Source organism: Kitasatospora sp. NPDC015120, from assembly GCF_043080305.1.
Classification (GTDB): domain Bacteria; phylum Actinomycetota; class Actinomycetes; order Streptomycetales; family Streptomycetaceae; genus Kitasatospora.
The window spans coordinates 64152-88302 of record NZ_JBIBVJ010000018.1 but is presented as its reverse complement, the minus strand read 5'-3'; the positions used below and the strand labels follow the sequence as shown (position 1 = coordinate 88302).

Here is a 24151-nt window from a genome sequence, read left to right as displayed (position 1 = left end):
GCCGCCGGGGCACGTGCGGGCCGCGCCGCGGGCGGCGCACCGCAGGGCCCGCCGTCCCGACCGGCCCCCGTACGGCCGGGACGGCGGAGTTCGCGGGCGGCTCCGGCGGGTCAGCCGGCGGCCAGCAGCTCCCGGTAGCGGTCCACGTGGCGGGCGAGCTCGGGGCCGCTCAGACCGCGGGCGTCGTGGACGGCGAACGGCGGCCGGTAGTCCATCCCGAGGAGGTTGGCGGTGGCGGCGTAGGGCAGGAGCAGGTCCGCCAGCGCCCGGTGCCCCCTGCCGCCCGGGTGGTACGCGGCGGCGGGACCGCCCGTCGAGGTGGCCACCAGCAGCGACCTGCCGCGCAGCGCCTCGCCGCCCGGGCCGTACGCGAAGCCCTCCGTGAGCACCTCGTCCAGCCACTCCTTCAGCAGCGGGGGCGAGGAGTACCACTGCAGGGGGAACTGGAGCACCACGTGCTCGTGGGCGGTGAGCAGCTTCTGCTCGGACGCGGCGTCGACCGGCGTCGCCGGCGCGCCCGCCCGCCGGGAGCGCGGGTAGGCGGCGTACAGGTCGTGGACGGTGACGGACGGGACGCTGCGGGCGGCCTCGGCCAGGGCCGCGTTGACCCTGGAGGCCGCCAGATCGGGGTGGGCGAGCAGGACAAGGGTGCGGGTGTCGTCGGTGGTCATGACGAGCAGCCTGCGCCGGACGCCGCCCGGCTGCCAGGCATCCGCTGTGCCTACACCCGCCAGGTGCAGGCAACACCCGTGCGCCCGGGGGACACTGGACGCCATGACCCCATCGCAGGACGCCCCGGCGCCCCACCGCGAACTCGGCGCCTTCCTCCGTTCCCGGCGGGCCGCACTGCGCCCGGAGGACGTCGGGCTGCCGACGTTCGGTGGCCGGCGCCGCGTCCCCGGGCTGCGCCGCGAGGAGCTGGCGCAGCTGGCCGGGGTGAGCGCCGGGTACTACACACGGCTCGAACAGGGGCTGAGCCCGAACGCCTCGGACGCCGTCCTGGACGCGGTCGCCCGGGTGCTGCGCCTGGACGCCACCGAACGCGCCCACCTCTACGCGCTGGCCCGTCCGGTGCCCCGGCCGCGGCACTGCACGCTGCGGCCCGAGCGGGTGCGCCCGTCGGTGCGGGTGCTGGTCGACTCGCTCGGCTGCGCCCCGGTGCTGGTGATCGGGCGGTTCTTCGACATCCTGGCCTGGAACCCGCTCGCCCACGCCCTGCTGGCCGGACACCTCGACCCGGCCGCCCCGGAGCGGCCCGCCGACCGCCCCAACCTCGCCCGGCTGCTGTTCCTCGACCCGCATGTGCGCGAACTGTTCGAGGACTGGCCGAGCAAGGCCCGCACCGCGGTCGCCGACCTGCGGTTGATCGCCGGCCACTACCCGGGCGCGCCGCAGCTGGCCGCCCTGGTCGGCGAACTGAGCCTGGCGAGCGAGGAGTTCGCGAAGCTGTGGGCCACCCACTCGGTGCTCTGCAACGGGACCGACCACCGGGCGTACCGGCACCCGCTGGTCGGCCGGCTGGAGCTGACCACCGAGTACCTGGCGCTGCCGAAGGACGAGGGCCAGCGGGTGGCCGTGTACACCGCCGAGCCGGGTTCGCCCTCCGAGGCGGGGCTGCGGCTGCTGGCCGGCCTGATCGCCGCGCCTCAGCCGCCGTCCCCGTCCACGCCCCGGGCCCCGTCGGCGGCCGCCGGGGAGTGCGGGAACGGGCAGCCGCCGGAGGAGGAGTCCTCGCCCTCGAAGGTCCCCAGGTCGCTGATCCGGTAGCCGTGCGGATAGCCGGGGTAGCTGCGCACCTGCCGCCCGTCCCGCGCGAGGTGCGGCCGGCGGCGCGGCGGCAGCAGCCGCACGAAGCGCCCGCGCAGCCGCATCCCCGCGCGCACGGCGCTCCGCACCGCGGCCGGCGGGGCCGGGTAGCCGAAGGCCTCGCGCAGCGGGTCGTCGAGCAGGCAGACCGAGGAGAGCCGCATCGCCGGGCGCACCGGCAGCGGGTACCAGGAGGCCATCAGGCCGAGCGTCGCGTCGGAGACCGCCCGGCTGCCCGGGTCGAAGGCGAAGTGCTCGCGCTCGTAGTCGTCGAGCAGCCGCTCGAACTCCTCGTACGTCTCCGGGATGCCGCTCAGGCCCATGTGCCGGCCCAGTTCGCGGTAGTAGTTGACCGCCGCCCGGATCTCGTGCGCGGAGAGGCGGCGCCAGCCGTAGTCGTCCATCCAGCGCTTGGGCGTCACCACGAAGGTGGCGAGCACGTACCGGAAGTCGTCGTTCGAGATGTCGTACCGGTGGTGCATCCGGTTCATCCGGCGGATCGCCTCGCGCCCCCGGGGGGAGTCGAAGCCGTGCTCGACCACCGCCTCCAGGATCAGCAGGGTGTCGTCGTACCGCTTCTGGGTGCGGCCGGTGAACTCGCCGGTCCGGGCGAGCAGCCGGCCGATGCTGGGGACGGCGTAGGTGCGGTAGAGCGCGAAGCCGAGTGACTGGACGTAGTCCCAGGGGAATTCGTACCAGCTGCTGATCCGGTAGATCTCGGTGAACTGCGTCTCCGGGTCCATGCGCTGAATCGTCTTCAGCCAGTCGTATCGCTGCACGGATCCCGACCCTAGGCCCTCTCTTTCGGATCACGCCAGGCGGTCGCCGCCGGAGCACGCACCTCGCCGGCTTGTCGTCGGTCGCCGATGCTCCGCATGGACTCCCTCCTCCGCACCGCCGATGCACGCACTCCAACGACGCCCGCTCGTCCGACGTGATCCGAAAGAGAGGACCTAGGCACGGGGCCGGTGCCGGTCAACGCCGTCGCTCCCGGGGGTGCGCGGGCGCGGCCGCTACCTTTTTCCCGCGGACGGGGCCGGGGATGTCGAGATCGCGCGGCCGGCTCCGACCCCTCTGTGAAAGCCCCGGACGAACGAGGAGCGCACCGATGAAGTACATGCTGCTGATGCAGTTCAGCTCGAAGGACCTCGACATCCCGAAGGTCGAGGAGTGGCCGGCCGAGGACGTCCGGGTCCACGTCCAGTACATGCGGGACCTCAACGCCGAGCTCAACGGCACCGGCGAACTCGTCGACGCCCAGGGCCTGGACGCGCCGGAGACCGCCCGGATCGTGCGCGCCGGCGGCGGCGTACCGGTGGTCAGCGACGGCCCCTTCGCGGAGACCAAGGAGTGGCTGGCCGGCTGGTGGATCGTGGACTGCGCCGGCGAGCCGCGCGCGATCGAGATCGCGGCCAAGGTCTCGGCCGCCCCCGGCCCGCAGGGCAGGCCCCTCGACATGCCGGTCGAGGTGCGCCGGATCATGTCCGAGCCGCCCGTCGAGGTCTGAGCCCCCGGCCCTGCCCGCCCGGCCCCTGCCCGCCCGGGCCGTCCGCCCACAGCGATCAGCGGACTGCGCCCGGCCCGGGTGGGCAGGTACCCGGCCATGACCTCCTCCACCGCCCCCGCCCTCCCGGACTTCTCCGGCGAGGTGGCCGCCTACTACGCCGAGTACCGCCGCGGCTGTCCGCCGGCCGTCTTCGACACCCTCGCCCGCACCTTCGGCCTGGACGCCCACCCCGGCATCGGCGACCTCGCGCTCGACCTCGGCTGCGGCACCGGCCAGCTCGCCCTGCCGCTCGCCGCCCGGGTCCGGACCGTCCTCGGTCTGGACCCGGAACCGGACATGCTCCGCGGGGCCCGGGCCGCCGCCGACCGGGCCGGCGTGCGCAACGCGCTGTGGCTGCTCGGCACCGACGCGGACGTCCCCGCCCTCGTGGACCTGCTGCCCGGCGACCGCCCGCTCGGCCTCACCGTGATCGGCAACGCCCTGCACTGGATGCGCTCCGAGGAGCTCTTCCGGGCCCTGCGCCCCCGCACCCGCGCGGGCGGCGGGGTCGCCGTGATCGCCAACGGCACGCCGGTCTGGGCCCAGGACACCGACTGGTCGCAGGCCCTGCGCGGTGCGCTGGAGGAGCACTTCGGCCGCCCGGTCACCGCCACCTGCGGCACCGGCGCCGCCGAACGCGAGCGCTACGCCGCCGAGCTGGCGGGGGCGGGCTTCACGGACGTGCGGGAGACGGTGATCGCGTACGAGGACGCCCTGACCTCCGACCGGCTCCTGGGCACCCTCTACTCCGCGATCCCCGCCCCGCAGCTCCCCTCCGACGCCGACCGGCCGGCCTTCGCCGCCCGGCTGCTCGCCGCCCTCCCCGCCCCGCCCACCGCCGCCGGCTACCCGGAGGAGGTCCGGATCTCCCTGCTCACCGGCCGTGCGTAGGCCCTCCCTTCCCGGACCACGCCGGGCGGGCGGCGTGATCCGCAGGAGAGGCCGCGGGGGCGGCTCAGCCGAGCTCGTAGGTGAAGGTGAACGGGACGGGGGAGTCGCCGGGCCGGTAGTGGTAGCCGCCGGTGCCGCGCAGGCCGGTGAGCTCGCCGGTGGCGCTGCCGGGGACCACCTCGAAGGTGCAGCGGACGCTGCCGTCCTCCTCGAAGGTGCCGCGCTCCTCCACGACGAAGCCCCCGGCGCGGCCGTCCAGCCGGCCGGTGAACCGCTGCAGGCCGGTGAAGCCGCCGGTCGTCGCGGTGGCATAGACGAGGACGTACTCGCAGACGGTCGCGGCCGCCTCGATGCCGCCGGTGAAGGTGTTGACGACGGAGGCCCGGGCCAGCCGGGGCAGGGTCTCCGCCGGCCCGATCGTGGTCTCCGTCCAGTCGGCGTAGCCGAAGCCGCCGGTGACGGTGGTGGGTGCGTTCATGGTCGTCCTCCGGGTGGTGCGGGCCGGCGTGCGGCGGGTGTGCCGCGCGCCGGGTGATCACTCTGACGCCCGTACCTGACACCTCCTGTCAGGTACGGGCGCCAGAATGAGGTCCATGCGCGCCGACCGGCTCCTCGCCCTGCTGCTCCTGCTCCAGAACCGCGGCCGGATGACCGCCGGGGACCTCGCCGCCGAGCTGGAGGTGTCGGTCCGCACCGTCTACCGGGACGTCGAGGCGCTGGCCGCGTCCGGGGTGCCGGTGACGGCCGACCGGGGCCCCGAGGGCGGCTACCGGCTGATGGACGGCTACCGCACCCGGCTCACCGGCCTCACCGACGCCGAGGCCGACGCGCTGTTCCTCACCGGCGCCCCGGGGCCGGCCCGCGACCTCGGGCTCGGCGCGGTGCTGACCACCGCCCAGCTCAAGCTCCAGGCGGCGTTGCCCGCCGAACTCGCCGACCGCACCCGCCGCGTCCAGGACCGCTTCCACCTCGACGCCCCGGCGTGGTTCCGCGACGCCGACCCGGTCGCCCACCTGGCCCCGGTCGCGCGGGCGGTCTGGGAGCAGCGGGTGCTGCGCGTCCACTACCGCCGCTGGCGCGGCGAGGTGCACCGGGAGCTGCACCCGCTGGGCCTCGTCCTCAAGGGCGGCATCTGGTACCTGGTCGCCGGCGCGGCGGCCGCCGGCGCCCCCGAGCAGGCCGTCCGCACCTACCGGGTCTCCCGGCTGCTCGCCGTCGAGGTCGCCGAGGAGACCTTCGAGCGCCCGGCCGGCTTCGACCTGGCCGCCCACTGGGCCGAGACCGCCCGCCGGCTGACCGCCGCCCTCCACCAGCAGACCGCCCGCCTGCGGGTCTCCCCGCGGGCCCGGAAGCTGCTCCCGGTGCAGTTCGGCGCCGCCGGTGCCCGGGCCGTGGCCGCGGCCGGGCCGCCCGGGGCCGACGGATGGGTGGAGGTGGACCTCGCCGTCGAGAACACGGCGGTGGCCGTCGGGGACCTCCTGCGACTGGGCCCGGAGGCCGTGGTGCTCGGCCCGCCCGGCCTGCGTGCGGCCGTCGCGGCCGCCGCCACCGCCGTCGCCCGCCACTACGCCTGAGCGGACGGCCGCGCGGCCCCGGCCGCCGCCTCGCGCGCGGCGTCCTCGACGCGGGCCAGGTGCCCGGCCCACCAGGCCGCGTCGCCGGGCGCCGTGTTCTCCCCGCCCCGCCGCTGGCCGGTCGTGCCGTCGACGAGTTCGCGGACGATGTCGGCGTGTCCGGCGTGCCGCTGGGTCTCGGCGGTCATGTGGACCAGGCCGTGGTGCAGCGTCACCTCGCCGCGCGCGCCCCACGGCACCCGGCCGGCCGCGTCCAGCGGCAGCGCGGCGATCGTGGCGTCGGCGTGCGCGCAGGCCGCGCGGTAGCGGCCGACGATCTGCTCCCGGCTCTCCTCCGGGGTGGCCCAGAAGTCGGAGTTCGGCTCGGCGTCCCCGGTGATCCACGGCCGGGGCGCGTCGAACGGCCGCCCGAAGGTCTCCCCGAAGTACAGGGCCTCCGCCGCCGTCACGTGCTTGACGAGTCCCAGCAGATTGGTCCCGGTCGGCGTCAGCGGCCGGCGGACGTCGTACTCGGACAGTCCTTCGAGCTTCCAGAGCAGGGCGTCCCGGGCGTCCTGCAGATAGACGAGCAGGTCCTTCTTGAACGCTTCGAGCGTCTCATCGGTCATGCCGGCCAGTCTGCCGCCGCCGTGCCCGCCGTCCACCGGCTTTTCGGGCCCGGGAGTGCGGCGCGCTCACCGCCCCTCCACGGGCAGCAGGCCGCGCTCGCCGAAGACCTTCTTGGCGACGAAGGTGGCGTTCAGGGCCCTGGGGAAGCCGCAGTACGCGGCGGAGTGCAGCAGGACCTCGGTGATCTCGGCGGGCGTGAGGCCGACGTTGAGGGCGGCGTTGAGGTGCACGTCGAGCTGCGGTTCGCAGCCGCCGAGCGCGGTGAGCATGCCCAGGGTGACCAACTGCCGGTCGCGCGGCGACAGTCCGGGCCGGCTGTAGATCTCGCCGAAGCCCCAGGCGACCACCTGGTGGGCGAGTTCGGGGTGGATGTCGGCGAGCGCGTCGATCACCCGCTGCCCGGCCTCGCCGTCGACGGAGGTGAGCACGGCCAACCCGCGCTCGAATCGCTCCTCGCGCGTGGTGGCGGTGCTGTCGCTGCTGCTGTCCGTGCTCATGGGGGTTCTCCGTTCCCGGGTCGTCCGCGGTGGGCCGTGCCGTCGAAGCTATGAGGTGGAGTCCGCTCGAAGTCAAGCATCGCCGCGGCGGCCCCGGCGACGCCGCTCCGCCTGAGCTGAGCAGCGGGAATGCCGGTGGCTATCATGCGGACGGGGGAGTCGTACGGACACGGGGGGAGTCGATCGGTGGACCGGGAGGCGCGGTCGGGAGGGCTGCGGTTCGAGGTGCTGGGGCCGGTGCGCGGCCTGCGGGACGGCGGGGAGCTGGCGCTCGGTTCGCCGCAGCAGCAGGGCCTGCTGCTCGCCCTGCTGTTCCGGGCGGGCCGGCAGGTGTCGGGCGCCCAGCTGATCGACGACCTGTGGGGCGAGGACCCGCCGGCCAGCGCACACGGCGTCATCCGCACCTATGTGCACCGGCTGCGCCGGATCCTCGGGCCGGACGTGCTGACCTCGCTCGGCGGCGGCTACCTGCTGGTGGCCGAGCCCGACGGCCTGGACACCGCCCGGTGCGAGACGCTGCTGGCCCGGGCGCGGACGCTGCGCGCCGAGGGGCGGCCCGCGGAGGCGGCGGCCGTGCTGCGGACGGCGCTGGCGCTCTGGCGCGGCGAGCCGATGTCCGGGGTGCCCGGGCCCTATGTGCAGCGCCAGCGCCGGGAGTGGGAGGAGCGCCGGCTCGCCGTCCTGGAGTCGTGCCTGGAGGCGGAGGTCGAGGGCGGCCGGTGGGCCGAGTCGGTCGCCGAACTGGCGGCCCTGGCCGAGGAGCACCCGCTGCGCGAACGGCTCTCGGAGCTGCTGATGCTCGCGCTCTACCGCTCCGGGCGGCAGGCCGACGCGCTGGAGGTGTACCGGGCGGCGGACCGCCGGCTGCGCACCGAGCTGGGCGTCGGCGCCGGCCCGGGGCTGCGCGATCTGCAGGGGCGGATCCTCGCGGCGGACGAGACCCTGGCGGCGCCCGGGCCGGAGCCGGCGGCGCAGCCCCTGCCACCGGCCGGGCCGGAACCGGCCGCCCTGCTCAGGCCCGACCAGCTCCCCGCCGCCGTCGCCGACTTCACCGGCCGGGCGGCCGAGGTCCAGGCGGTGCGGGCCGCCCTGCGGCAGCCGGGCTGCGTGCCCGTGGCGGCGGTCGCGGGCATGGGCGGGGTGGGCAAGACCGCACTCGCCCTGCATGTCGCGCACGGCCTCGCCGAGGAGTTCCCGGACGGCCGGCTCTACCTCGACCTGCACGGCGCGGACGGCCGCCCGACCCGCCCCGAGGAGGCGCTGGCGGTCTTCCTGCGCTCCTTCGGCGTCCCCGGCGAGGCGATCCCGGCCGGACCGGCCGAACGGGCGGCCCGCTACCGGTCGTTGCTCGCCGGGCGGCGGGTCCTGGTGCTGCTCGACAACGCGCGCGACGCCGAGCAGGTCCGGCCGCTGCTCCCGGGCGGCGCGGGCTGCGCCGTCCTGGTCACCAGCCGGACCCGGATCGGGGCGCTGCCCAACGCCCGCTTCACGGAACTGCCGGTGCTGCCCGCCGAGGAGGCGGTCACCCTGCTGACCCGGGTGGTGGGTGCCGAACGGGTGGCGGCGGAGGACGCGTCGGCCCGTGAACTCGTCAGGCTCTGCGGTCGGTTGCCGCTGGCGGTGCGGATCCTCGCGGCCCGGCTGGCCTGCCGCCCGGGCTGGAGCGTCGCCCGGCTGGTGGAACAACTGGGCGGCGAGCGCTACCGGTTGGACGCGCTGCGCAGCGGGGATCTCGCGGTCGACTCCTCGTTCCGCTTCGGGTACGACCTGCTGGACGCCGAACAGGCGCGCGCCTTCCGGCTGTTGGCCGTTCCCGAGGTGCCGGACCTCTCGGCGGCGCAGGTGGCGGCGGTCCTGGACCGGCCGGGGCCGGAGGCCGAGGCACTGGCCGAGTCCCTGGTGGACTGCTCGATGCTGGAGCTCTCGGCGACCCCCGACCGCTACCGCTACCACGATCTGCTGCGGGCCTTCGCCCAGCGGGTCGACGGGCCGGGCCCGGACGGTGTGAACGGCCCGGACGGCCCGGACGGCCGCACGGAGGCCGACGACGAGCGGGCGGCCGCGCTGGCCCGGCTGGTGGACCACCACCACGCCGGGGTGACGGCCGCGCTCCGGTCGCCCGCGGCGCCGGCCGCCTCCCCGGCCGTCGGGGACTACGTGGCCGTCGGGGCGCTGGTGCGCCAGTGCGCGACGCTCCGGGGCCGGTCCCCGGGGGCGGCGCCCGGCCTCGACCGGCTCGCCGAACTCCTGCTGGGCGCCTGCCTGTCGGCGGACTCCGGGCACGCCACCCGGCCGCTCGGCCACGCCGCCAACGCCCTGCTGCACGCGGCCCTGCGGGAGGGCGACCGGACGGCGGAGGCCCGCGCGCGGCTGGTGCTCGGCCGGCTGCTGGCCGAGGTCGGCTCCGCGGCCCCGGCCCTCACCGAGCTGCTCCGGGCCCGCGACCTGTGCACCGCGCACGGGCTGCCGCAGCCGCTGCTCGCCCTCGCGCACGGCTCGCTCGCCGCCTGCTTCGTCCAACTCGGCCGCCCGGACGAGGCGGTGGCCGGATTCTCGGCCGCGGTCGCGGTCTGGCAGCGGATCGGTGACCGGCGTGCCCTGGCCGTCGAACTGCTGGAGCTGGCGGGGGCGTTCGCCCGGCAGGGCCGGTTCGGGGCGGCGGGCCGGGTGGTCGACCAGTCCCTGGTGATCGGGCATGACCTGGCCGACCACGAGCTGGAGGCCAGGGCCCGGGACTCGCTCGGCTCGATCGCCCACGAGCTCGGCTGGCACGACCAGGCGGTCGCCCACCGGCGGGCGGCCCTCGCCCTGACCGGCCCGGAGGACCACCGGCGCACCGGCCGGATCCTGCTGCGGCTCGGCGCGTCGCTGCGCGCGGCCGGTCGCGCCCCGGAGGCCGTCGAGGCGGCGGAACGCGCGGTCGAGGCGCTGACCCTGGACGGGGACCACCGCGGCCGCGGCCTGGCCCTGGCCGCGCTCGGCGACGCGCTGGCGGACCGGCATCCGGACGACCCGGCCCGGGCCCGCGCCTGCTGGGCCGAGGCGCACGGCATCCTGGCCCCGATCGGCGCGCCGGAGGCCGAGCGCCTGGTGCCGCTGCTCGGCGACGGCCACCCGGCCGGCCCGGCCCGGCGGTCCTGGCCGTCCTGGCTTCCGGCCTGACGCGGGAGGTCCGGCGTCCGGCGCGCCCCGGACGCCGGACGGGTGCGGACGGCCGGCGGGCCCCGGCCGTCCGCACCGCGCACCGGCTCAGGCCGCGGAGACCGTCCACACCTGGTCGGCGGAGCCCGCGCAGGCGCGGACCGTGGCGGGCGCGTTCGGACCGGCGGCGGACAGGCAGCGCTTCGCGTCCCGGGCGACGGTCACCACATAGCCCCCGGGCACCGGGAAGAACGACCAGACCTGGCTCGCCGGGGTGGCGTTGGGTGCCGGCCGGTACGCCAGCTGCGTCTGTGCGCGGGTCTCCTCCAGGTTCAGCACCTTGGTGTACTCGGTGGCGCCGTTGAGGAGGGCGTACCCGCCGTCCGCGTAGGGGGCCAGCTGCCAGACGCCACCGGGGCCGCCGTCGTCCGGGGAGAGGACCACCGGGTTGCCCGGCCGGTTGAGCGAGGCCTGGTCGTACAGCACGGACCCGCCGTTGGACAGCCGGGCGAGCGTGGGCAGCGTGCCGCCGGGCTGGGTCGGGGGCTTGATGGGCGGGTCCGTCGGGACGGTGCCGGGCGGCGGGGGCGGGGGCGGGGAGGCGGTGTACGGCGGCGGGGAGGCGGTGTAGGCCGGCTTGGGCGCGTAGGTGTAGTCCGGGGCCGGGGGCACGGTCCGCCGTGGCGTGGCGGTGTACCCCGGGACGCCCGGCGGTGGCTCGGCCGTGTAGGCGGGGCCGTCCGGTGCCGAGGGCTGCCCGGGCGCCGGTGCGGGGCCGCCCGGCGCGGCCGGGGCGCCGCCCTGGGGCGTGGAGCCGGCGGGGGTGTCCGGGGTGCCGGGGGCCGGGGCGCCCGGAGGGTTGGCGGGGGCGTTCGACGCGGCGCCGTCCCGGCCGGTTCCGCCCGCCGCACCGCCCGCGCCTCCGGCGGTTGCGCCGCCCGTACCGCCGCTCGCGCCCCCGCCCGTGCCGCTGGTCGTGCCGCCGGGGCCCGCCGGGCCGCCCGCCCCGGGCAGCGGTGCACCCGGCAGCGGCTCGCCGGGGACGGCCGGCCCGGCCGTCCCCGGCGGCGGGGGGAGCGCCGGCTGCGTCGGCGCACCGGGGGAGGGGGACGGCGCACCCGGGTCGGGGAGCAGGCCGACGGCCTCCGTCAGCGGCGGGCCCGACCGGTCGGAGGAGGCCGCCGCGCCGGCCGCCCGTACACCGGCCGCACCTCCCTCCCGGTGCAGCGCGACGGTCGTGGTGGCGGTGACGGCGCAGCAGAGCGCGGCCGCGCCCGCCGTGAGCAGGGTCCGGCGCCGGCTGCCGAACAGTGCCGCCCGCCACCGGGCGGCACGGCGCGGCGGCGCCCCGGCCGGGGCCGGTGCGGGGGCCGGGACCACCGGCCGGGCCGCCGACCCGGTGGCCCGCAGCGCGGCCAGTGCACCGGTCGACCGGACCACCGCCGCCCAGGAGGGCCCGGCCGCCGGGCCTCCGGCCGGTTCGCCGGCGAGGGCCGACAGGACGGCCGCGGCCATCGCGGCGGCGTCCGGCCAGCGCAGCGCCGGGTCCTTCGCCAGGGCCCGTTCGACCAGGGCCCGGACCGCGTCCGGGACGTCGGCCGGCAGCGGCGGCACCGGGTCGGTCAGGTGCTTGAGGATCAGCTCCAGGGCGGTCTCGCCCTCGAACGGCAGCCGCCCGGTCAGACACTCGTAGAGCACCACCCCGAGCGCGTACAGGTCCGCCGAGGCGGTGACCGTGCCGGTGGAGGCCTGTTCGGGCGCCTGGTAGGCGGCGGTGCCGAGCACCATCCCGGGCACGGTGAGCCGGGGGTCGCAGCCGGGGCGGGCGATGCCGAAGTCGGTGATGACCACATGGCCGTCGCGCACCATCAGGTTGGCCGGCTTGATGTCCCGGTGGACGATGCCGGCCTCGTGCGCGGCCTGGAGCGCCCCCAGCACCTCCAGCGCCAGGCCGAGCGCCTCCGGGACGGTCAGCGGGCCCCGCCGTTCCATCACGGTGCTGAGCGGCTCGCCGTCGATCAGCTCCATGACCAGGTAGGCGGTCGGACGGGCGGCGGGGCCGGCCGGCGCGCCCCAGGAGGGGACGTCCTCGGTGGTGCGGCCGGGGCCGAAGTCGTACACGCCGACGATGCCCGGGTGTTGCACCCGGGCCATCACCCGGGCCTCGTCGTGGAACCGCTCCGCGAAGCCGGGCTCGTCCAGCAGCGCGGGTTTCAGGACCTTGACGGCCACCCGGCGGTCGAGCACCTGGTCCCGGGCGAGCCAGACGTCGCCCATCGAGCCGCCCCCGAGCCACTCGTCCAAGCGGTAGCGGTCACCGAGCGTGGTGCCACGCATGATTCTCCTCGACCTCGTCTTCGTCGTCGCGACCGCCGCCGGGGCCGGACGGCCCTCGGTCGCACCGGCAGACCCTGCCAGCCGGACATAAACACCCGCTTGTCGTGGCCACCGAAACCCCCACGCGGCCAACGCTCCGTTCAACGGACTATCGACATCCTAGGCGTAGCGGGATGGTGACGCAGCATCAGGCGGCCCTCGGCCGCCGGGGCCCGCCGAGAGCGCGCCCGCCCCGAGGGGATTGCGGAGAGTGACGGATCGGATGCGGACGATTCGGACTTGAATCTTTGCGAACGGATGTTCGATCCTGGGGGTGTGCCCGTTTTCGAATCTGTTTTCGAATCCACCGTCGAGCGGAAGCCCGCGCTCCGACCGGTGGCCTCGACCGCTGCCCCCGGCCGGGGACTGCTGCCGGTGGTGCCCGCGCTGAGCGGGCTGCTGCCGGAGGGCGGGCTGCGCCGGGGCGCGGCGGTGTCGGTGGCGGGCGGGGACGCCGGGCTGCTGCTCGCCCTGGCCGCCGGGGTGCGGGAGACCGACGGCGGCTGGGCCGCGGCGGTCGGGCTGCCGGACCTCGGGCTGGCCGCGGCCGCCGGGTACGGGCTCGACCTGCGGCGGCTGCTGGTGGCCGACGACCCCGGGCCGCACTGGGCCGAGGTGGTGTCCGTCCTGGCCGGCGCCGTCGAACTGATCATGCTGCGCCCGGACGGCCCGGTCCCGCCGAACCTGGCCGCCCGGCTGGCCGCCGTGCTGCGGCGCAGCGGCTGCGTGCTGCTGGTGGCCGGGCCGTGGCCGGGGGCCGGACTGCGGCTGGGCGTGCGCTCCGGGCGCTGGTTCGGGCTGGGGGACGGGCACGGGCGGCTCACCGGACGGCAGGTGGAGGTGGTGGCCGAGGGGCGCGGTTCGGCGGGACGCGGGCGGACGGCCCGGCTCTGGCTGCCGGACGCGCACGGCGCGGTGCGGACCGTGGAGGAGACGGCCGGCGCCGGGACGGTGGACGTGGACGTACCGGGGGAGGGCGCGATGTCGGGGGCCGGGGCGGGCCTCGACCGTATGGCGGTGGTGTGAGATGACCGGCGGCGAGGTTGCCGGGACCACCGGGGCGGGTGGCGCGGTCACCCCCCGGGTGCTGGTGGTGTGGTGTCCGGACTGGCCGGTGGCGGCCGTCGAACGCCCGGCGGAGGGCGACGGCCCGGACGTCCCGGTGGCGGTGGTCGAGGGCGGCCGGGTGCTGGCCTGCTCGGCGGCGGCCCGGGCGGCCGGGGTGCGGCAGGGCCAGCGGCTCAAGCTGGCCCAGCGGCTCTGCCCGGCGCTGGAACTGCGCGACCGCGACCCGGAGGCGGAGGTCCGGCGGTTCGAACCGGTGGTCGCGGCGGTGGAGGCGTTCACCCCCCGGGTGGAGGTGCTGCGCCCGGGGTTGTGCGCGATCCCGGTGAAGGGGCCGGCCCGCTACTTCGGCGGGGAGGAGGCCCTGGCGGCGAAGGTCCAGCGGGCGGTCACGGCCGCCCTGGCGGCCTCGGCGGCGGCCGTCGCCGCCCGGGCGCACCCGGCGCACCCGGCGGACGCGCATCCGGCGGACGCGGAACCGGCCGGGAGCCGCGACGCTGCCGGGCGGGGGGACGCGGAGCGGGCCGAGGTCGTCCCGCTGCACCCCGCCGACGCCGGGCGGGCCGGGCGGCGGCGGACCGCCGGGGTGGACGAACTGCTCGCCGCCGCGCCCCCCGCCCGGGACGGTGCCCGGGGCGGCTTCGCCCGCCCGCCCGCCTACCCGCCGGCCCCCGCCCCCGGGTCCGCGCCCGCCGCCGCCGCGCCGGTGCCCCTCGGCCGGGTCGGCGTGGCCGACGGCCTGTTCGCCGCCGTGCTCGCCGCCCGCGCCGGGGTGCTCGTCCCCGCCGGGCGCACGGCGGAGTTCCTCGCCCCCTACCCGGTGGCCGCGCTCGGTGACACCGCCCTGGCCGGACTGCTGGACCGGCTGGGCCTGCCCACGGTCGGGGCGTTCGCCGCGCTGCCCGCCGAGTCGGTGGCCGACCGCTTCGGCCCGGCCGGCACGGTGGCGCACCGGCTGGCCCGCGGTCTGCAGCCGCGCCCGCTGGTGCCGCGCACCGGGGGGCCCGACCTCTCCGTCGAACAGCGCTTCGACCCGCCCGAGCCGCTCGCCGAACCGCTGGTGTTCGTCGCCCGCACCCTGGCCGAGCGGCTGCACCGGCGGCTCGCCGGGGCGGGGCTGACCTGCCAGCGGGTCGCCGTCGAGGTGGAGTGCGCCGACGGCCGGACGGTCGCCCGGCTCTGGCGGCACGAGGGCCGGCTCTCGGCGACGGCGCTCGCCGAACGCGTCCGCTGGCAGCTCCAGGCCTGGCAGAGCGCCGGCACCTTCGGCCCCGGGGCCGGAGCCGGGGGCCCGCAGGCGCCCGAGCCGGGCGGCTTCACCGCGTTGCGCCTGCTCCCCGACGACCTCACCCCCGACCAGGGCCGCCAACTCGCCCTCTGGGGGCAGGCGGTGGCGGACGACCGGGTGGAGCGCGCGGTGGCCCGGGTGCAGGCGGTGCTCGGCCACGCCGGGCTGCGCCGGATCGAGCCGGCCGGCGGCCGGGGGCCGGAGGACCAGGCGGTCCGGGTGCCGTGGGGCGAGCCGTACGACCCGGCGGCCCCGGCCGACGCGCCCTGGCCGGGGCGGATCGGCGGGCTGCGGGACGTCTGGCCGGCCGTGGTGCACCGCGTCCCGGTGCCGGCGGCGGTGCTGGACGGCGAGGGGCGGCCGGTGACGGTGGACGGCAGGGCGGGGGTGTCGGCCCGGCCGGCCACCGTGGCGGTGCGCGGGCGGGAGCTGGCGGTGGACGGCTGGACCGGCCCCTGGCCGGCCGTCGAGTACTGGTGGGACCAGGCGCGCGCCCGCCGCCGGGCCCGGTTCCAGGTGACGGTGGCGGACGGGCGGGCGCTGCTGCTCACGGTGGAGGGGGGTGCCTGGTTCGTGGAGGCCGGGTACGACTGACGGCCGGGCCGTCCGAGGGGGGCAGGAGACCAGCGAGAGACCGAAGGCACCACCCCCGATGGGATTCACCAGCCACCCCTCCCTCCCCTGGAGCGAGCTGCACCGCCGGCTGACCGGCGACGGCGGCGACGTCGTCGTTCCGCTGCACCCGCGCGCGCCCGGCGATCCCGCCGGGGGCCCCGCCGAACGGCCCGCCGGGCAGCCTCCCGCCGGACCGGCCTGGGCCGAACTGCACGTCCACTCCGCCTTCAGCTTCCTCGACGGCGCCAGCGACCCCGAGGCGCTGGTCGCCGAGGCCGCCCGGCTGGACGTCGAGGCCCTCGCCCTCACCGACCACGACGGCCTCTACGGCGCGGTCCGGTTCGCCGAGGCGGCCCGCGGCACGGGCGTGGCCACCGTCTTCGGAGCGGAGTTGACGCTCCGCCAGGAGAAGGGCGGCGTCGAGCACCTGCTGGTGCTGGCCCGTGACCCGGAGGGCTACCGCCGGCTCTCCGCCGTCATCGGCGCGGCCCAACTCGCGGGCGGGGCCAAGGGGAACCCGGTCTACGACTTCGCCGCCCTGGCCGACGCGCACGGCGGCCACTGGGCGGTGCTCACCGGCTGCCGCCTCGGCCGCGTCCCCGCCGCCCTGGCCGCCGCCGGCCACGGTCCGGCCGACCCCGAACACCGACTGCGCACCCTCACCGAGGCGTTCGGCCACGAGAACGTCCACGTCGAGCTGGTCCACCAGTGGCTCCCGGGCGACGACCCGCGCAACGACGCCCTCGCCGCGCTCGCCGCCCGGCTGCGCCTGACCACCGTCGCCTCCACCAACGCCCACCACGCGAGCCCCGCCGAGGGCCGGCTCGCCCAGAGCCTGGCCGCCCTGCACGACCGCCGCACCCTCGCCGAGGCGGCCGGCTGGACGCAGGCCGCCGGCACCGCCCATCTGCGCTCCGGCCGCGAGATGGCGGCCCGGCTGGCCCGCTTCCCGGGCGTGCGCGAGGCCACCGTGGACCTCGCCCGGGCCTGCGCCTTCGACTTCGCGACCCTGGACCCGGAGCTGCCCGGCTACCCCGTCCCGCCCGGCCGCACCGAGATCGGCCATCTGCGCGCCCTGGTCGCCGAGGGCGGCCCGGCCCGGTTCGGGCCCGGCAACGGCCCGGCCCGCCGCCAGCTCGCCCGGGAGCTGGACGTCATCGAGGAACTCGACCTGGCCGGCTACTTCCTGATCGTCCACGACATCGTCGACTTCTGCCGCCGGGAGTCCATCTGGTGCCAGGGGCGCGGCTCGGCGGCCAACTCGGCGGTCTGCTACGCCCTCGGGATCACCGCCGTCGACCCGGTGCACTACAAGCTGCTCTTCGAGCGCTTCCTCTCCACCGCCCGCGACGGACCGCCGGACATCGACCTGGACATCGAGAACCGCCGCCGCGAGGAGGTCATCCAGTACGTCTACCGCCGCTACGGGCGCGAGCACGCCGCCCAGGTCGCCAATGTGATCACCTACCGGCCCCGGCTGGCGCTGCGCGACGCCGCCCGGGTGCTCGGCTACCCGCAGGGACAGGTGGACGCGTTCAGCCGGCAGGCCGACTTCCGCTCGCCGCCCGGCGCGGACGCCGTCATCCCCGCCGACGTGCTCGCGCTCGCCGGACAGCTCCACGGCCTGCCGCGCCACCTGGGCATCCACTCGGGCGGCATGGTGCTCACCCGGGAGCCGATCGCGGAGATCTGCCCGACCGAGTGGGCGCGGATGCCGGGGCGCTCCGTGCTGCAGTGGGACAAGGAGTCGGTGGCCGGCGCCGGACTGGTCAAGATCGACCTGCTCGGCCTCGGCATGCTCGCCGCCCTGCACGACACCTGCGACCTGGTCGCCCGGCACCACGGCGAGCACTACGACCTCGCGACCATCCCGGACGACGACCCGGGCGTGTACGCGATGCTGCGGCGGGCCGACACCGTCGGCGTCTTCCAGGTCGAGTCGCGCGCCCAGATGGCCACCCTGCCCCGGCTCAAGCCGGACCACTTCTACGACCTGGTGGTGGAGGTCGCGCTGATCCGGCCCGGACCGATCCAGGGCGGCTCCGTCCATCCGTACCTGCGCCGCCGCGCCGGGGTGGAGCCGGCCGGCTGCCCGCACCCGCTGATGGAGAACGCGCTGGGCAAGACCCTCGGGGTGCCGCTGTTCCAGGAGCAGATGATGCAACTCGCCATCGACTGCGCCGGTTTCACCCCCGCCGAGGCGGACCGGCTGCGCCAGGCGATGGGCGCCAAGCGCTCGCACGAGCGGGTCGCCCGGCTGCGCGAGCGGCTGCTCGGCGGCATGGCCGAGCGCGGCATCCCGGAGGAGGTGGCGCAGGACGTCTACACCAAGATCGAGGCCTTCTCCCACTACGGCTTCCCGGAGAGCCACGCGATCAGCTTCGCCTACCTGGTGTACGCCAGCGCCTGGCTCAAGTACCACTACCCGGCGGCCTTCACCTGCGCCCTGCTGGCCAACCAGCCGATGGGCTTCTACGCGCCGCTCAGCCTGATCTCGGACGCCCGGCGGCACGGCGTGCGGGTGCGCGGGGTGGACGTCAACGCCAGCGGCGCCGGGCCCACCCTGGAGCCGTACCGGGGGCCGACGCCCGCGCCGCCGCTCACCGCCGGGAAGCCGCAGCCCGCGATCCGGCTCGGCCTGGACACCGTGCGCGGCATCGGCGCCGCCCAGGCCGAGGCGATCGCGGCCGGGCAGCCGTACGCGGACCTGGAGGACTTCGCCCGCCGCACCGGTCTGCCCGCGCCGGGCCTGGAGGCGCTGGCCGCGGCGGGCGCGTTCGGCTGCTTCGGGCTCGGCCGGCGGCAGGCGCTCTGGGCGGCCGGGGCGTTCGCGGGCGTCTCGGCGGACCTCATCCCGGGCACCACGCCCGGCACCGGGGCGCCGGAACTGCCCGCGATGACCCCGGTCGAGGAGACCATCGCCGACCTCTGGGCCACCGGTGCCTCCGCGACCAGCCACCCGCTCCAGCACCTGCGCGCCCGTCTGGAGCGCGGCGGCGCCCGCTCGGCGGCCGAACTCCCGGACGTGCCGGCGGGGACGGCGGTGGTGGTCGGCGGCCTGGTCACCCACCGGCAGCGGCCGCCGACGGCGGGCGGAGTGCTCTTCCTCAGCCTGGAGGACGAGACCGGGCTGATCAATGTGATCTGCAGCCGGCCGGTCTGGGAGTCCCAGCGCCGCACCGCCCTCGACCGGGCCGGGCTGCTGGTGCACGGGCACGTGGAACGCGACCGCGGCGCCACCAACCTGGTCGCCACCCGGCTCACCCCGTTGCGGATCGGGCTGTGAGGGGGCGCGGGGAACGGTTCGTGCCATGATCGTCCCCATGGATTCGACGCCGTCGCCGCAGACCGCCGCTCCGGACGGGGCCCGCCGGACGCCGCGACCGCTGCGGGCCGGCCTGCTGCTCGCGGCCGGGGCCCTGGCGGCGGCCGGCTGCGGCAGCACCCCGGCGACCGGGGCGGGCGGGGGAGCGCCCGGACCGGCGCGCACCATCGGTGAGGCGCTCCTCCCGGTCACGCCCGCCTCCGAGGCCCCCACCGCCTCCGCCGCCCCCGCGCCCGTCTGCTCCCCCGAGGGCGTCGCGCTGACCGTCGGCGAGGTCAATGCCGCGACGGGACTGCGGGTGATGCCGGTCCGGCTGACCAACTGCGGCACCCGCCCCTACGCCCTCAAGGGCCACCCCGCCGTCCGCGTCCTCGACGCCGAACGCGCCCCGCTCGCCGTCACCGTCAAACGCGGCTCGGCCGGCATCGCCACCCTGGACGACTTCGACGCCACTCCCGTGCCGCTGATCCTCCAGCCCCAGGAGTACGCCGAGTCCCGGCTGCTCTGGCGCAACACGGTGACGGCGGGCGACCGGGGCCCCGAGGACGGCCGCTTCCTCGACATCGCCCCGATCCCCGGCCGCCCCCGGCTGACCGTCCCGGCCCACCTCGACCTCGGCACCACCCGCGCGCTCGGCGTCGCTCCCTGGACCAGACCGGCGCCCTGACGCCCCCGGGCGCCACGGGAGATGACGACGCGCCACAATGGCGCGATGGCTGAACAGTACCTCTCGGCGTTCGCGGTCGACGGCGACGCCCTGCTGCGCACGGTCGGTTCCGGTGACGAGGAGTTCGTCCGGGCCGCCCTCGGCCGGATCGGCCCGCTCACGGCCGCCGGCCGCCTGCTCCGGGCCACCGAAGCGGCCGAGGTGGAGCCCGCCCTGCGGGAACTCGCCGCCGGCCGGCTCGACCGCTGCCGTCCGGCCGGCTACACCTGGCTGCTGGAACTGCTGCTGCCCGGCGCCGGCTACTACCTCGGCGCGGCGGTGCTGCCCGGCCGGGGCTGGCACGAACTGGCGGACTCCTTCGCGGCCTGGGGGCTGCCGTCCCTCGCCGGCCTGTGGGCGCGGCCCTGGCCCTTCCCGTGGGGATCCGGGGCGCCGGACGACGACCCCTGGCCCTTCCCCTCCTTCACGGCCGGCCCCGGGCTGGACCGCGTCCGGGCCGAACTCGCGGGGTTCGACCCCGGCCGGATCCACCGGGAACCCGGACTCCTGCCGGGCGGCGACGAGGACGCGGCCGAGGAGGTCGAGTGGCTGGTCGGCGAGTTGTTCCCGGCCTGGACGGCGGGCGCCCTGGAGCGGGGCGCCGGGCTGCTGCTCCTGCGGGACGGCGGGAAGTGACGACCGGCGCGGCGCAGTCGTGGGGGGTGCCTGCGCCGCGCCGGGGTCCGTGCGGACCGGGCCCGTCGGCGGGCCCGGTCAGAAGGCGGGCTGGTCGTTCAGCTCGACGATCCGCAGATCGCTCAGGCGGACGGTGTACCAGACCTCCTGGCTGCCGCCGCCGCCCCAGAACTCGGTGAGCCGGACCGAGGCGAAGCCGTACTCCTCCTTCACCTGCTGGGCCGACCAGTCCGCCGGGACGTTCTGGGCCCGGAACACCGGATCGGCGTCGTGCTGCTGCGCCCAGGCGTCGAGGCGGAACTCCAGGTGCGGGGCGAGATAGCGCTCGCGGACGGCCCGCGGGGTCTCGTTGCTCTCGCCGAGCACCGCCCGCCGGTACTCCTCGACGAAGGTGACCACCTGGTGCGCGGCCGGCGTCCCCGCCCGGACGTGTGCCGGGGCGGACACCCCGGCCGGGCCGGCGGGCAGCCCGAACGCGGCCTGGGCGGGGGCGGCGAGAGCGCCCACGGCGAGCAGGGCGGCGGCTCCGGCGAGGGCGGTACGCAGCGGGTTCATTCGCTTCATGCCCGAAGTCCACCATTCGCCGACGAACCCTGTACATCGCCGGAACGTGTGGTTTACCGGGCGATCCGGCGTATTCGGCGCATCATCCGCTAAAGCGACGATCCGGCCTCCCGGCCCGCTCCGGGCGCGCCCGCGAACGCCTGGGCGATCGGCAGCCAGGCCGTCGCCAGCTCGCCGACGGCGCTCAGCGCGAGGTCGTCCCGGTGCCGGCGCCGGGTGACCAGCAGGCAGAAGTCCAGGGCCGGACCGGTCACCCGGTCCGCCGCGCCGGCCGGTCCCCACGTCCACGACCCGCCGTCCGGCGCGGTCAGTTCCACCCGCACCGGGGCCTGCGGGGCGGGCAGCCCGTGCACCGTGAACGCGAACCCGATCGTCCGCACCCCCAGGTGCACGACGTGCCGCAGGCGGGCCGTCGGCTCCCGGCGGACGCCGAGCGCGTCCGCCACGTCCTGCCCGTGCGCCCAGGTCTCCATCAGCCGCGCGGTGGCCATCGACGCGGCCTTCATCGGCGGGCCCAGCCAGGGCAGCCGGGCGTCGGCCGGCGCCGCCGCGAGCGCGGCCGCGAGCCGCTCCCGCCCGGTCCGCCAGCGGGCCAGCAGCGCGGCCGGCTCCTCGGCCGCCCCGCGCGCCGCGCCGTCCTCCACCGGGTCCGCCCCGGCCGCCGACAGCTCGCCGAAGACCCGGCCGGACTCCGCGACGAAGGCCTGCGGATCGCGGGCGGCCAGCTCCGACCAGCCGTCCGTCCAGGCCAGGTGGGCGATCTGGTGCGCCACCGTCCAGCCGGGCGCGGGCGTGTCCAGCGCCCAACCCGCCGGCTCCAGCGCGGCGACCAGCCCGTCCAGGACCGCGCTCTCGGCCCGCAGGTCGGCCAGCAGCCCGGCCAGGACGGGCGCGCCTTCGGGAACGTTCGGATCGGCCATGGATCTCCCCTTGAGCAATGGTCGGAAACCTTGGAAACAACGGAAACCACGACGAGGTGCGGCAGGTCTCGGTGGTGACCCGTCGGTAACCCCGCGCCCGCACCCTACGCCGCCCGGCCCGCGCCCGCCCGGGACCCCGCACGACCGCGCGCGACACGCCCGCCGAACACCTTCGCGACCCCTCCCCACCACCGGAACCGCGTGTGACAATCGCGCGATGACGACCGCCCCGACCGCGTCGAAGAGCAGCGCCGAGACCCCGGACGACCTCGCCGTCCGGGCCGCCGGGCTGGTCCGCGACGCGGTGCTCGGCGACCTCGCCCGCCGGGTGACCGCCGACTGCGGCGCGGACGTCGGCCTGGTCGGCGTGCCCGAGCCGGGCGTGGCCCGGGCCGGCGGGGAGGGCATGGTGCTGCGGCACTGGGCGGGCACCAGGGCGGACCTGCTGCACGACCTCCGGGTGCCGGCCGGCACCGGCCTCGGCGGGCGGGCGCTGGCCGAGCGGGCCCCCAGCTGGGCGCCCGACTACCGCGCCGACACCACCATCTCGCACCACTACGACGCCGCCGTCATCGCGGAGGACCTCTACGCGATGCTCACCGTGCCGCTGCTGCACGACGGCGCGGTGCACGGCGTGGTGTACGCCTCGCTGCGCGCGGTGGTCCCGTTCGGGGACGTCCGGATCGCCGCGGTGACCAGGCTCGCCGAGGCCGCCACCCGGGCCCTCGCCGGAGCCGCCGCCTGGCACCGGACCCCGGCCGCCACCGCCGCCACCGCGCGAAGACCCCCGCTCACCCCGCTCACCCGGCGCGAGCACGAGGTGCTGCGCTGGGCGGCGACCGGCCGGACCAACCCGGAGATCGCCGCCCAGCTCGGGCTGACCTGCAACACGGTGACCGGCTACCTGAAGAGCGCCATGCACAAGCTCGGCGTCCGCAACCGCACCGAACTCGCCGTCACCGCCCGGGAGTCCGGACTGCTCGACTGAACCCCCGGACCGCACCGGTCAGTTGACCCCGCGCTCGCGCCCCGACCAGTACGGCTCGCGGAGCCGGAACTTCTGCAGCTTCCCGGTGGTCGTGCGCGGCAGCGCGTCCCTGAACTCCACCGAGGTGGGCGACTTGTAGCCGGCCAGCCGCTGCTTGCAGTGCGCGATGAGGTCCGCCTCGCCGGTCTCCGCCCCCGGCTTCAGCACCACCAGCGCCTTGACCGTCTCGCCCCACTTGGCGTCCGGCACGCCGATCACCGCGACCTCGGCCACCGACGGGTGGTCGTAGAGGCAGTCCTCCACCTCGATCGAGGAGACGTTCTCCCCGCCGCTGATGATGACGTCCTTCTTCCGGTCCGAGATGGTGAGGTAGCCGTCGGTCAGCACGCCGCCGTCGCCGGTGTGGAACCAGCCGTCCCGCAGCGCCTCGGCGGTGGCCTCCGGCTGCTGCCAGTAGCCGTTCAGCACGACGTTGGAGCGGACCAGCACCTCGCCCTGCTCGTCCACCCGCACCTGGTTGCCGATCGCCGGGGAGCCCGCCTGCACCAGCTTCTCCGCCCGCTGCTCGGCGGGCAGGTCGTCCCACTCGGCGCGGGTGCGGTTGACCGTCACCACCGGCGAGGTCTCGGTCAGGCCGTAGATCTGCATGAACTCCCAGCCGAGCTCGGACTCCATCCGCTGCACCACCGAGGTCGGCGGCGGCGCGCCCGCCACCACCATCCGCACCCGGTCCCGGCCGGGAACCGGGCCGTCCCACTCGGCCGCCGCGTCCAGCACCATCTGCACCACCGCCGGCGCGCCGCACAGGAAGGTCACCCCGTGCCGCTCGACCCGGCGCAGGATCTCGGCGCCGTCCACCTTCCGCAGCACCACGTGCTGCGCGCCCAGCCCGGTGAGCGAGAACGGCAGGCCCCAGCCGTTGGCGTGGAACATCGGCAGGGTGTGCAGGTAGACGTCCCGGTCGCTCGCCCCGAAGTGCAGGGCCATCAGCGTCGCGTTCAGCCAGATGTTGCGGTGGGTGAGCTCAACGCCCTTGGGGCGGGCGGTGGTTCCGCTGGTGTAGTTGATGGTCGCGGTGTCGTTCTCGTCGATCGCGTACCGGCGCGGCGCGTTCCCGAAGTCGTACAGCAGCGCGTCGCTGTCCGACCCGATCACGAACTTGTGCTTGGCGACCACCCCGGCCAGCGGCTCGGCCAGCTCCGGGTCGACCAGCAGCACCGAGGCGCCGCTCTGCTCGACGATGTACGACACCTCCTCGGCCTTGAGCCGGAAGTTCACCGGCACCAGCACCCGGCCGTGCCCGCTCACGCCGAACAGCGAGGTCAGCAGCCGCGCCGAGTTGTGCGAGACGATCGCGACCCGTTCACCGGGGCCGACGCCGAGCCGGTCCAGCCCGGCCGCCTGCGCCCGCGCCAGCCGCGCGATCCGACGGTACGTCAGACCGGTCCAGGGTTCGGCCGGTTGCACCGGTTCGTCGACGATGCCGACCCGGTCGCCGTAGACCAGCTCGGCCCGGTCGAGGAAGTCCATCACGGAGAGTGGAATCTGCATGGGCCCCACTGTCCTCCGCCCGCCGCTCCCTGCACACCCCCGATCGGGGGTGT

The 24151-nt window shown here is 76.8% G+C and carries 19 protein-coding genes and 1 pseudogene; 11 read left to right on the top strand and 9 right to left on the bottom strand.

Features of this window, described 5'->3' with window-relative positions; all coding sequences use genetic code 11:
* Positions 1-110: 110 nt before the first annotated feature.
* The gene (locus ACF1AK_RS29285) at positions 111-671 is read right to left on the bottom strand and encodes an NAD(P)H-dependent oxidoreductase (protein ID WP_391501841.1); all 561 of its coding nucleotides are present in this window, start codon (positions 669-671) and stop codon (positions 111-113) included.
* 103 nt (positions 672-774) lie between these two features.
* On the opposite strand from ACF1AK_RS29285, the pseudogene ACF1AK_RS29280 reads away from it, so the two are divergent.
* Positions 775-1668, top strand: a pseudogene (locus ACF1AK_RS29280) (helix-turn-helix transcriptional regulator); the annotation flags it as partial.
* Here ACF1AK_RS29280 and ACF1AK_RS29275 read toward each other — a convergent pair.
* Positions 1647-2585 carry an oxygenase MpaB family protein gene (locus ACF1AK_RS29275; RefSeq protein WP_391501840.1) on the bottom strand — a complete coding sequence of 313 codons (939 nt, stop codon included), beginning with the start codon at positions 2583-2585 and terminating at the stop codon, positions 1647-1649. The pseudogene ACF1AK_RS29280 and the gene ACF1AK_RS29275 sit on opposite strands and share 22 nt — an antisense overlap.
* A 329-nt stretch (positions 2586-2914) precedes the next feature.
* On the opposite strand from ACF1AK_RS29275, the gene ACF1AK_RS29270 reads away from it, so the two are divergent.
* Both ACF1AK_RS29270 and ACF1AK_RS29265 read left to right on the top strand, forming a co-directional pair.
* Positions 2915-3313: a YciI family protein gene (locus ACF1AK_RS29270; protein ID WP_391501839.1), complete on the top strand. Its 399-nt coding sequence runs from the start codon at positions 2915-2917 to the stop codon at positions 3311-3313.
* A 96-nt stretch (positions 3314-3409) separates the two neighbouring features.
* Positions 3410-4243 carry a class I SAM-dependent methyltransferase gene (locus tag ACF1AK_RS29265; protein ID WP_391501838.1) on the top strand — a complete coding sequence of 278 codons (834 nt, stop codon included), beginning with the start codon at positions 3410-3412 and terminating at the stop codon, positions 4241-4243.
* A 64-nt stretch (positions 4244-4307) separates the two neighbouring features.
* Here ACF1AK_RS29265 and ACF1AK_RS29260 read toward each other — a convergent pair whose 3' ends face one another.
* Positions 4308-4721 (bottom strand): DUF3224 domain-containing protein, encoded by a 414-nt coding sequence (locus tag ACF1AK_RS29260; protein WP_391501837.1) that lies wholly within the window; start codon positions 4719-4721, stop codon positions 4308-4310.
* Between the two features lie 115 nt (positions 4722-4836).
* Between ACF1AK_RS29260 and ACF1AK_RS29255 the strand changes: the two genes are divergently transcribed.
* Positions 4837-5817: a helix-turn-helix transcriptional regulator gene (locus tag ACF1AK_RS29255; protein WP_391501836.1), complete on the top strand. Its 981-nt coding sequence runs from the start codon at positions 4837-4839 to the stop codon at positions 5815-5817.
* Here ACF1AK_RS29255 and ACF1AK_RS29250 read toward each other — a convergent pair.
* Positions 5808-6425, bottom strand: coding sequence for a DinB family protein (locus tag ACF1AK_RS29250; RefSeq protein WP_391501835.1), 618 nt, complete (start codon positions 6423-6425; stop codon positions 5808-5810). The genes ACF1AK_RS29255 and ACF1AK_RS29250 overlap by 10 nt on opposite strands.
* 66 nt (positions 6426-6491) lie before the next feature.
* Positions 6492-6923 carry a carboxymuconolactone decarboxylase family protein gene (locus ACF1AK_RS29245; RefSeq protein ID WP_391501834.1) on the bottom strand — a complete coding sequence of 144 codons (432 nt, stop codon included), beginning with the start codon at positions 6921-6923 and terminating at the stop codon, positions 6492-6494.
* Between the two features lie 186 nt (positions 6924-7109).
* Here ACF1AK_RS29245 and ACF1AK_RS29240 point away from each other — a divergent pair, with 186 nt between their 5' ends.
* Positions 7110-10085, top strand: coding sequence for a BTAD domain-containing putative transcriptional regulator (locus tag ACF1AK_RS29240; protein ID WP_391501833.1), 2976 nt, complete (start codon positions 7110-7112; stop codon positions 10083-10085).
* An 87-nt stretch (positions 10086-10172) separates the two neighbouring features.
* On the opposite strand, the gene ACF1AK_RS29235 is transcribed toward ACF1AK_RS29240, so the two are convergent.
* The gene (locus tag ACF1AK_RS29235) at positions 10173-12401 is read right to left on the bottom strand and encodes a serine/threonine protein kinase (protein WP_391501832.1); all 2229 of its coding nucleotides are present in this window, start codon (positions 12399-12401) and stop codon (positions 10173-10175) included.
* A 375-nt stretch (positions 12402-12776) separates the two neighbouring features.
* Between ACF1AK_RS29235 and ACF1AK_RS29230 the strand changes: the two genes are divergently transcribed.
* The 5 genes from ACF1AK_RS29230 to ACF1AK_RS29210 are packed head-to-tail and all read left to right on the top strand — an operon-like array spanning position 12777 to position 20075.
* Positions 12777-13466, top strand: coding sequence for a hypothetical protein (locus ACF1AK_RS29230; RefSeq protein ID WP_391501831.1), 690 nt, complete (start codon positions 12777-12779; stop codon positions 13464-13466).
* 1 nt (position 13467) lies between these two features.
* The gene (locus tag ACF1AK_RS29225) at positions 13468-15387 is read left to right on the top strand and encodes a hypothetical protein (protein WP_391501830.1); all 1920 of its coding nucleotides are present in this window, start codon (positions 13468-13470) and stop codon (positions 15385-15387) included.
* Positions 15388-15445: 58 nt separating this feature from the next.
* Positions 15446-18694 carry an error-prone DNA polymerase gene (locus tag ACF1AK_RS29220; RefSeq protein WP_391501829.1) on the top strand — a complete coding sequence of 1083 codons (3249 nt, stop codon included), beginning with the start codon at positions 15446-15448 and terminating at the stop codon, positions 18692-18694.
* 37 nt (positions 18695-18731) lie between these two features.
* Positions 18732-19400, top strand: a complete 669-nt coding sequence (locus tag ACF1AK_RS29215; protein WP_391501828.1) for a DUF4232 domain-containing protein — start codon at positions 18732-18734, stop codon at positions 19398-19400.
* 45 nt (positions 19401-19445) lie between these two features.
* Complete coding sequence (locus ACF1AK_RS29210; RefSeq protein WP_391501827.1) at positions 19446-20075, top strand: hypothetical protein; 630 nt, start codon at positions 19446-19448, stop codon at positions 20073-20075.
* A 78-nt stretch (positions 20076-20153) separates the two neighbouring features.
* On the opposite strand, the gene ACF1AK_RS29205 is transcribed toward ACF1AK_RS29210, so the two are convergent.
* Both ACF1AK_RS29205 and ACF1AK_RS29200 read right to left on the bottom strand, forming a co-directional pair.
* The gene (locus ACF1AK_RS29205; RefSeq protein ID WP_391501826.1) at positions 20154-20639 is read right to left on the bottom strand and encodes a hypothetical protein; all 486 of its coding nucleotides are present in this window, start codon (positions 20637-20639) and stop codon (positions 20154-20156) included.
* An 89-nt stretch (positions 20640-20728) separates the two neighbouring features.
* A complete protein-coding gene (locus ACF1AK_RS29200) occupies positions 20729-21559 on the bottom strand; it encodes a TIGR03084 family metal-binding protein (RefSeq protein ID WP_391501825.1) in 831 nt (276 codons plus the stop codon).
* A gap of 217 nt (positions 21560-21776) precedes the next feature.
* Between ACF1AK_RS29200 and ACF1AK_RS29195 the strand changes: the two genes are divergently transcribed.
* Complete coding sequence (locus tag ACF1AK_RS29195; RefSeq protein WP_391501824.1) at positions 21777-22547, top strand: LuxR C-terminal-related transcriptional regulator; 771 nt, start codon at positions 21777-21779, stop codon at positions 22545-22547.
* Between the two features lie 18 nt (positions 22548-22565).
* Here ACF1AK_RS29195 and ACF1AK_RS29190 read toward each other — a convergent pair whose 3' ends face one another.
* A complete protein-coding gene (locus ACF1AK_RS29190; RefSeq protein WP_391501823.1) occupies positions 22566-24098 on the bottom strand; it encodes an AMP-binding protein in 1533 nt (510 codons plus the stop codon).
* Positions 24099-24151 lie beyond the last annotated feature (53 nt).

Bases quoted from the DNA above. Each gene is read 5' to 3' on its own strand.
- ACF1AK_RS29285 (WP_391501841.1), bottom strand. From the start codon at position 671: ATGACCACCGACGACACCCGCACCCTTGTCCTGCTCGCCCACCCCGAT.
- ACF1AK_RS29270 (WP_391501839.1), top strand. From the start codon at position 2,915: ATGAAGTACATGCTGCTGATGCAGTTCAGCTCGAAGGACCTCGACATC.
- ACF1AK_RS29265 (WP_391501838.1), top strand. From the start codon at position 3,410: ATGACCTCCTCCACCGCCCCCGCCCTCCCGGACTTCTCCGGCGAGGTG.
- ACF1AK_RS29260 (WP_391501837.1), bottom strand. From the start codon at position 4,721: ATGAACGCACCCACCACCGTCACCGGCGGCTTCGGCTACGCCGACTGG.
- ACF1AK_RS29255 (WP_391501836.1), top strand. From the start codon at position 4,837: ATGCGCGCCGACCGGCTCCTCGCCCTGCTGCTCCTGCTCCAGAACCGC.
- ACF1AK_RS29250 (WP_391501835.1), bottom strand. From the start codon at position 6,425: ATGACCGATGAGACGCTCGAAGCGTTCAAGAAGGACCTGCTCGTCTAT.
- ACF1AK_RS29245 (WP_391501834.1), bottom strand. From the start codon at position 6,923: ATGAGCACGGACAGCAGCAGCGACAGCACCGCCACCACGCGCGAGGAG.
- ACF1AK_RS29235 (WP_391501832.1), bottom strand. From the start codon at position 12,401: ATGCGTGGCACCACGCTCGGTGACCGCTACCGCTTGGACGAGTGGCTC.
- ACF1AK_RS29225 (WP_391501830.1), top strand. From the start codon at position 13,468: ATGACCGGCGGCGAGGTTGCCGGGACCACCGGGGCGGGTGGCGCGGTC.
- ACF1AK_RS29220 (WP_391501829.1), top strand. From the start codon at position 15,446: ATGGGATTCACCAGCCACCCCTCCCTCCCCTGGAGCGAGCTGCACCGC.
- ACF1AK_RS29215 (WP_391501828.1), top strand. From the start codon at position 18,732: ATGGATTCGACGCCGTCGCCGCAGACCGCCGCTCCGGACGGGGCCCGC.
- ACF1AK_RS29210 (WP_391501827.1), top strand. From the start codon at position 19,446: ATGGCTGAACAGTACCTCTCGGCGTTCGCGGTCGACGGCGACGCCCTG.
- ACF1AK_RS29205 (WP_391501826.1), bottom strand. From the start codon at position 20,639: ATGAAGCGAATGAACCCGCTGCGTACCGCCCTCGCCGGAGCCGCCGCC.
- ACF1AK_RS29200 (WP_391501825.1), bottom strand. From the start codon at position 21,559: ATGGCCGATCCGAACGTTCCCGAAGGCGCGCCCGTCCTGGCCGGGCTG.
- ACF1AK_RS29195 (WP_391501824.1), top strand. From the start codon at position 21,777: ATGACGACCGCCCCGACCGCGTCGAAGAGCAGCGCCGAGACCCCGGAC.
- ACF1AK_RS29190 (WP_391501823.1), bottom strand. From the start codon at position 24,098: ATGCAGATTCCACTCTCCGTGATGGACTTCCTCGACCGGGCCGAGCTG.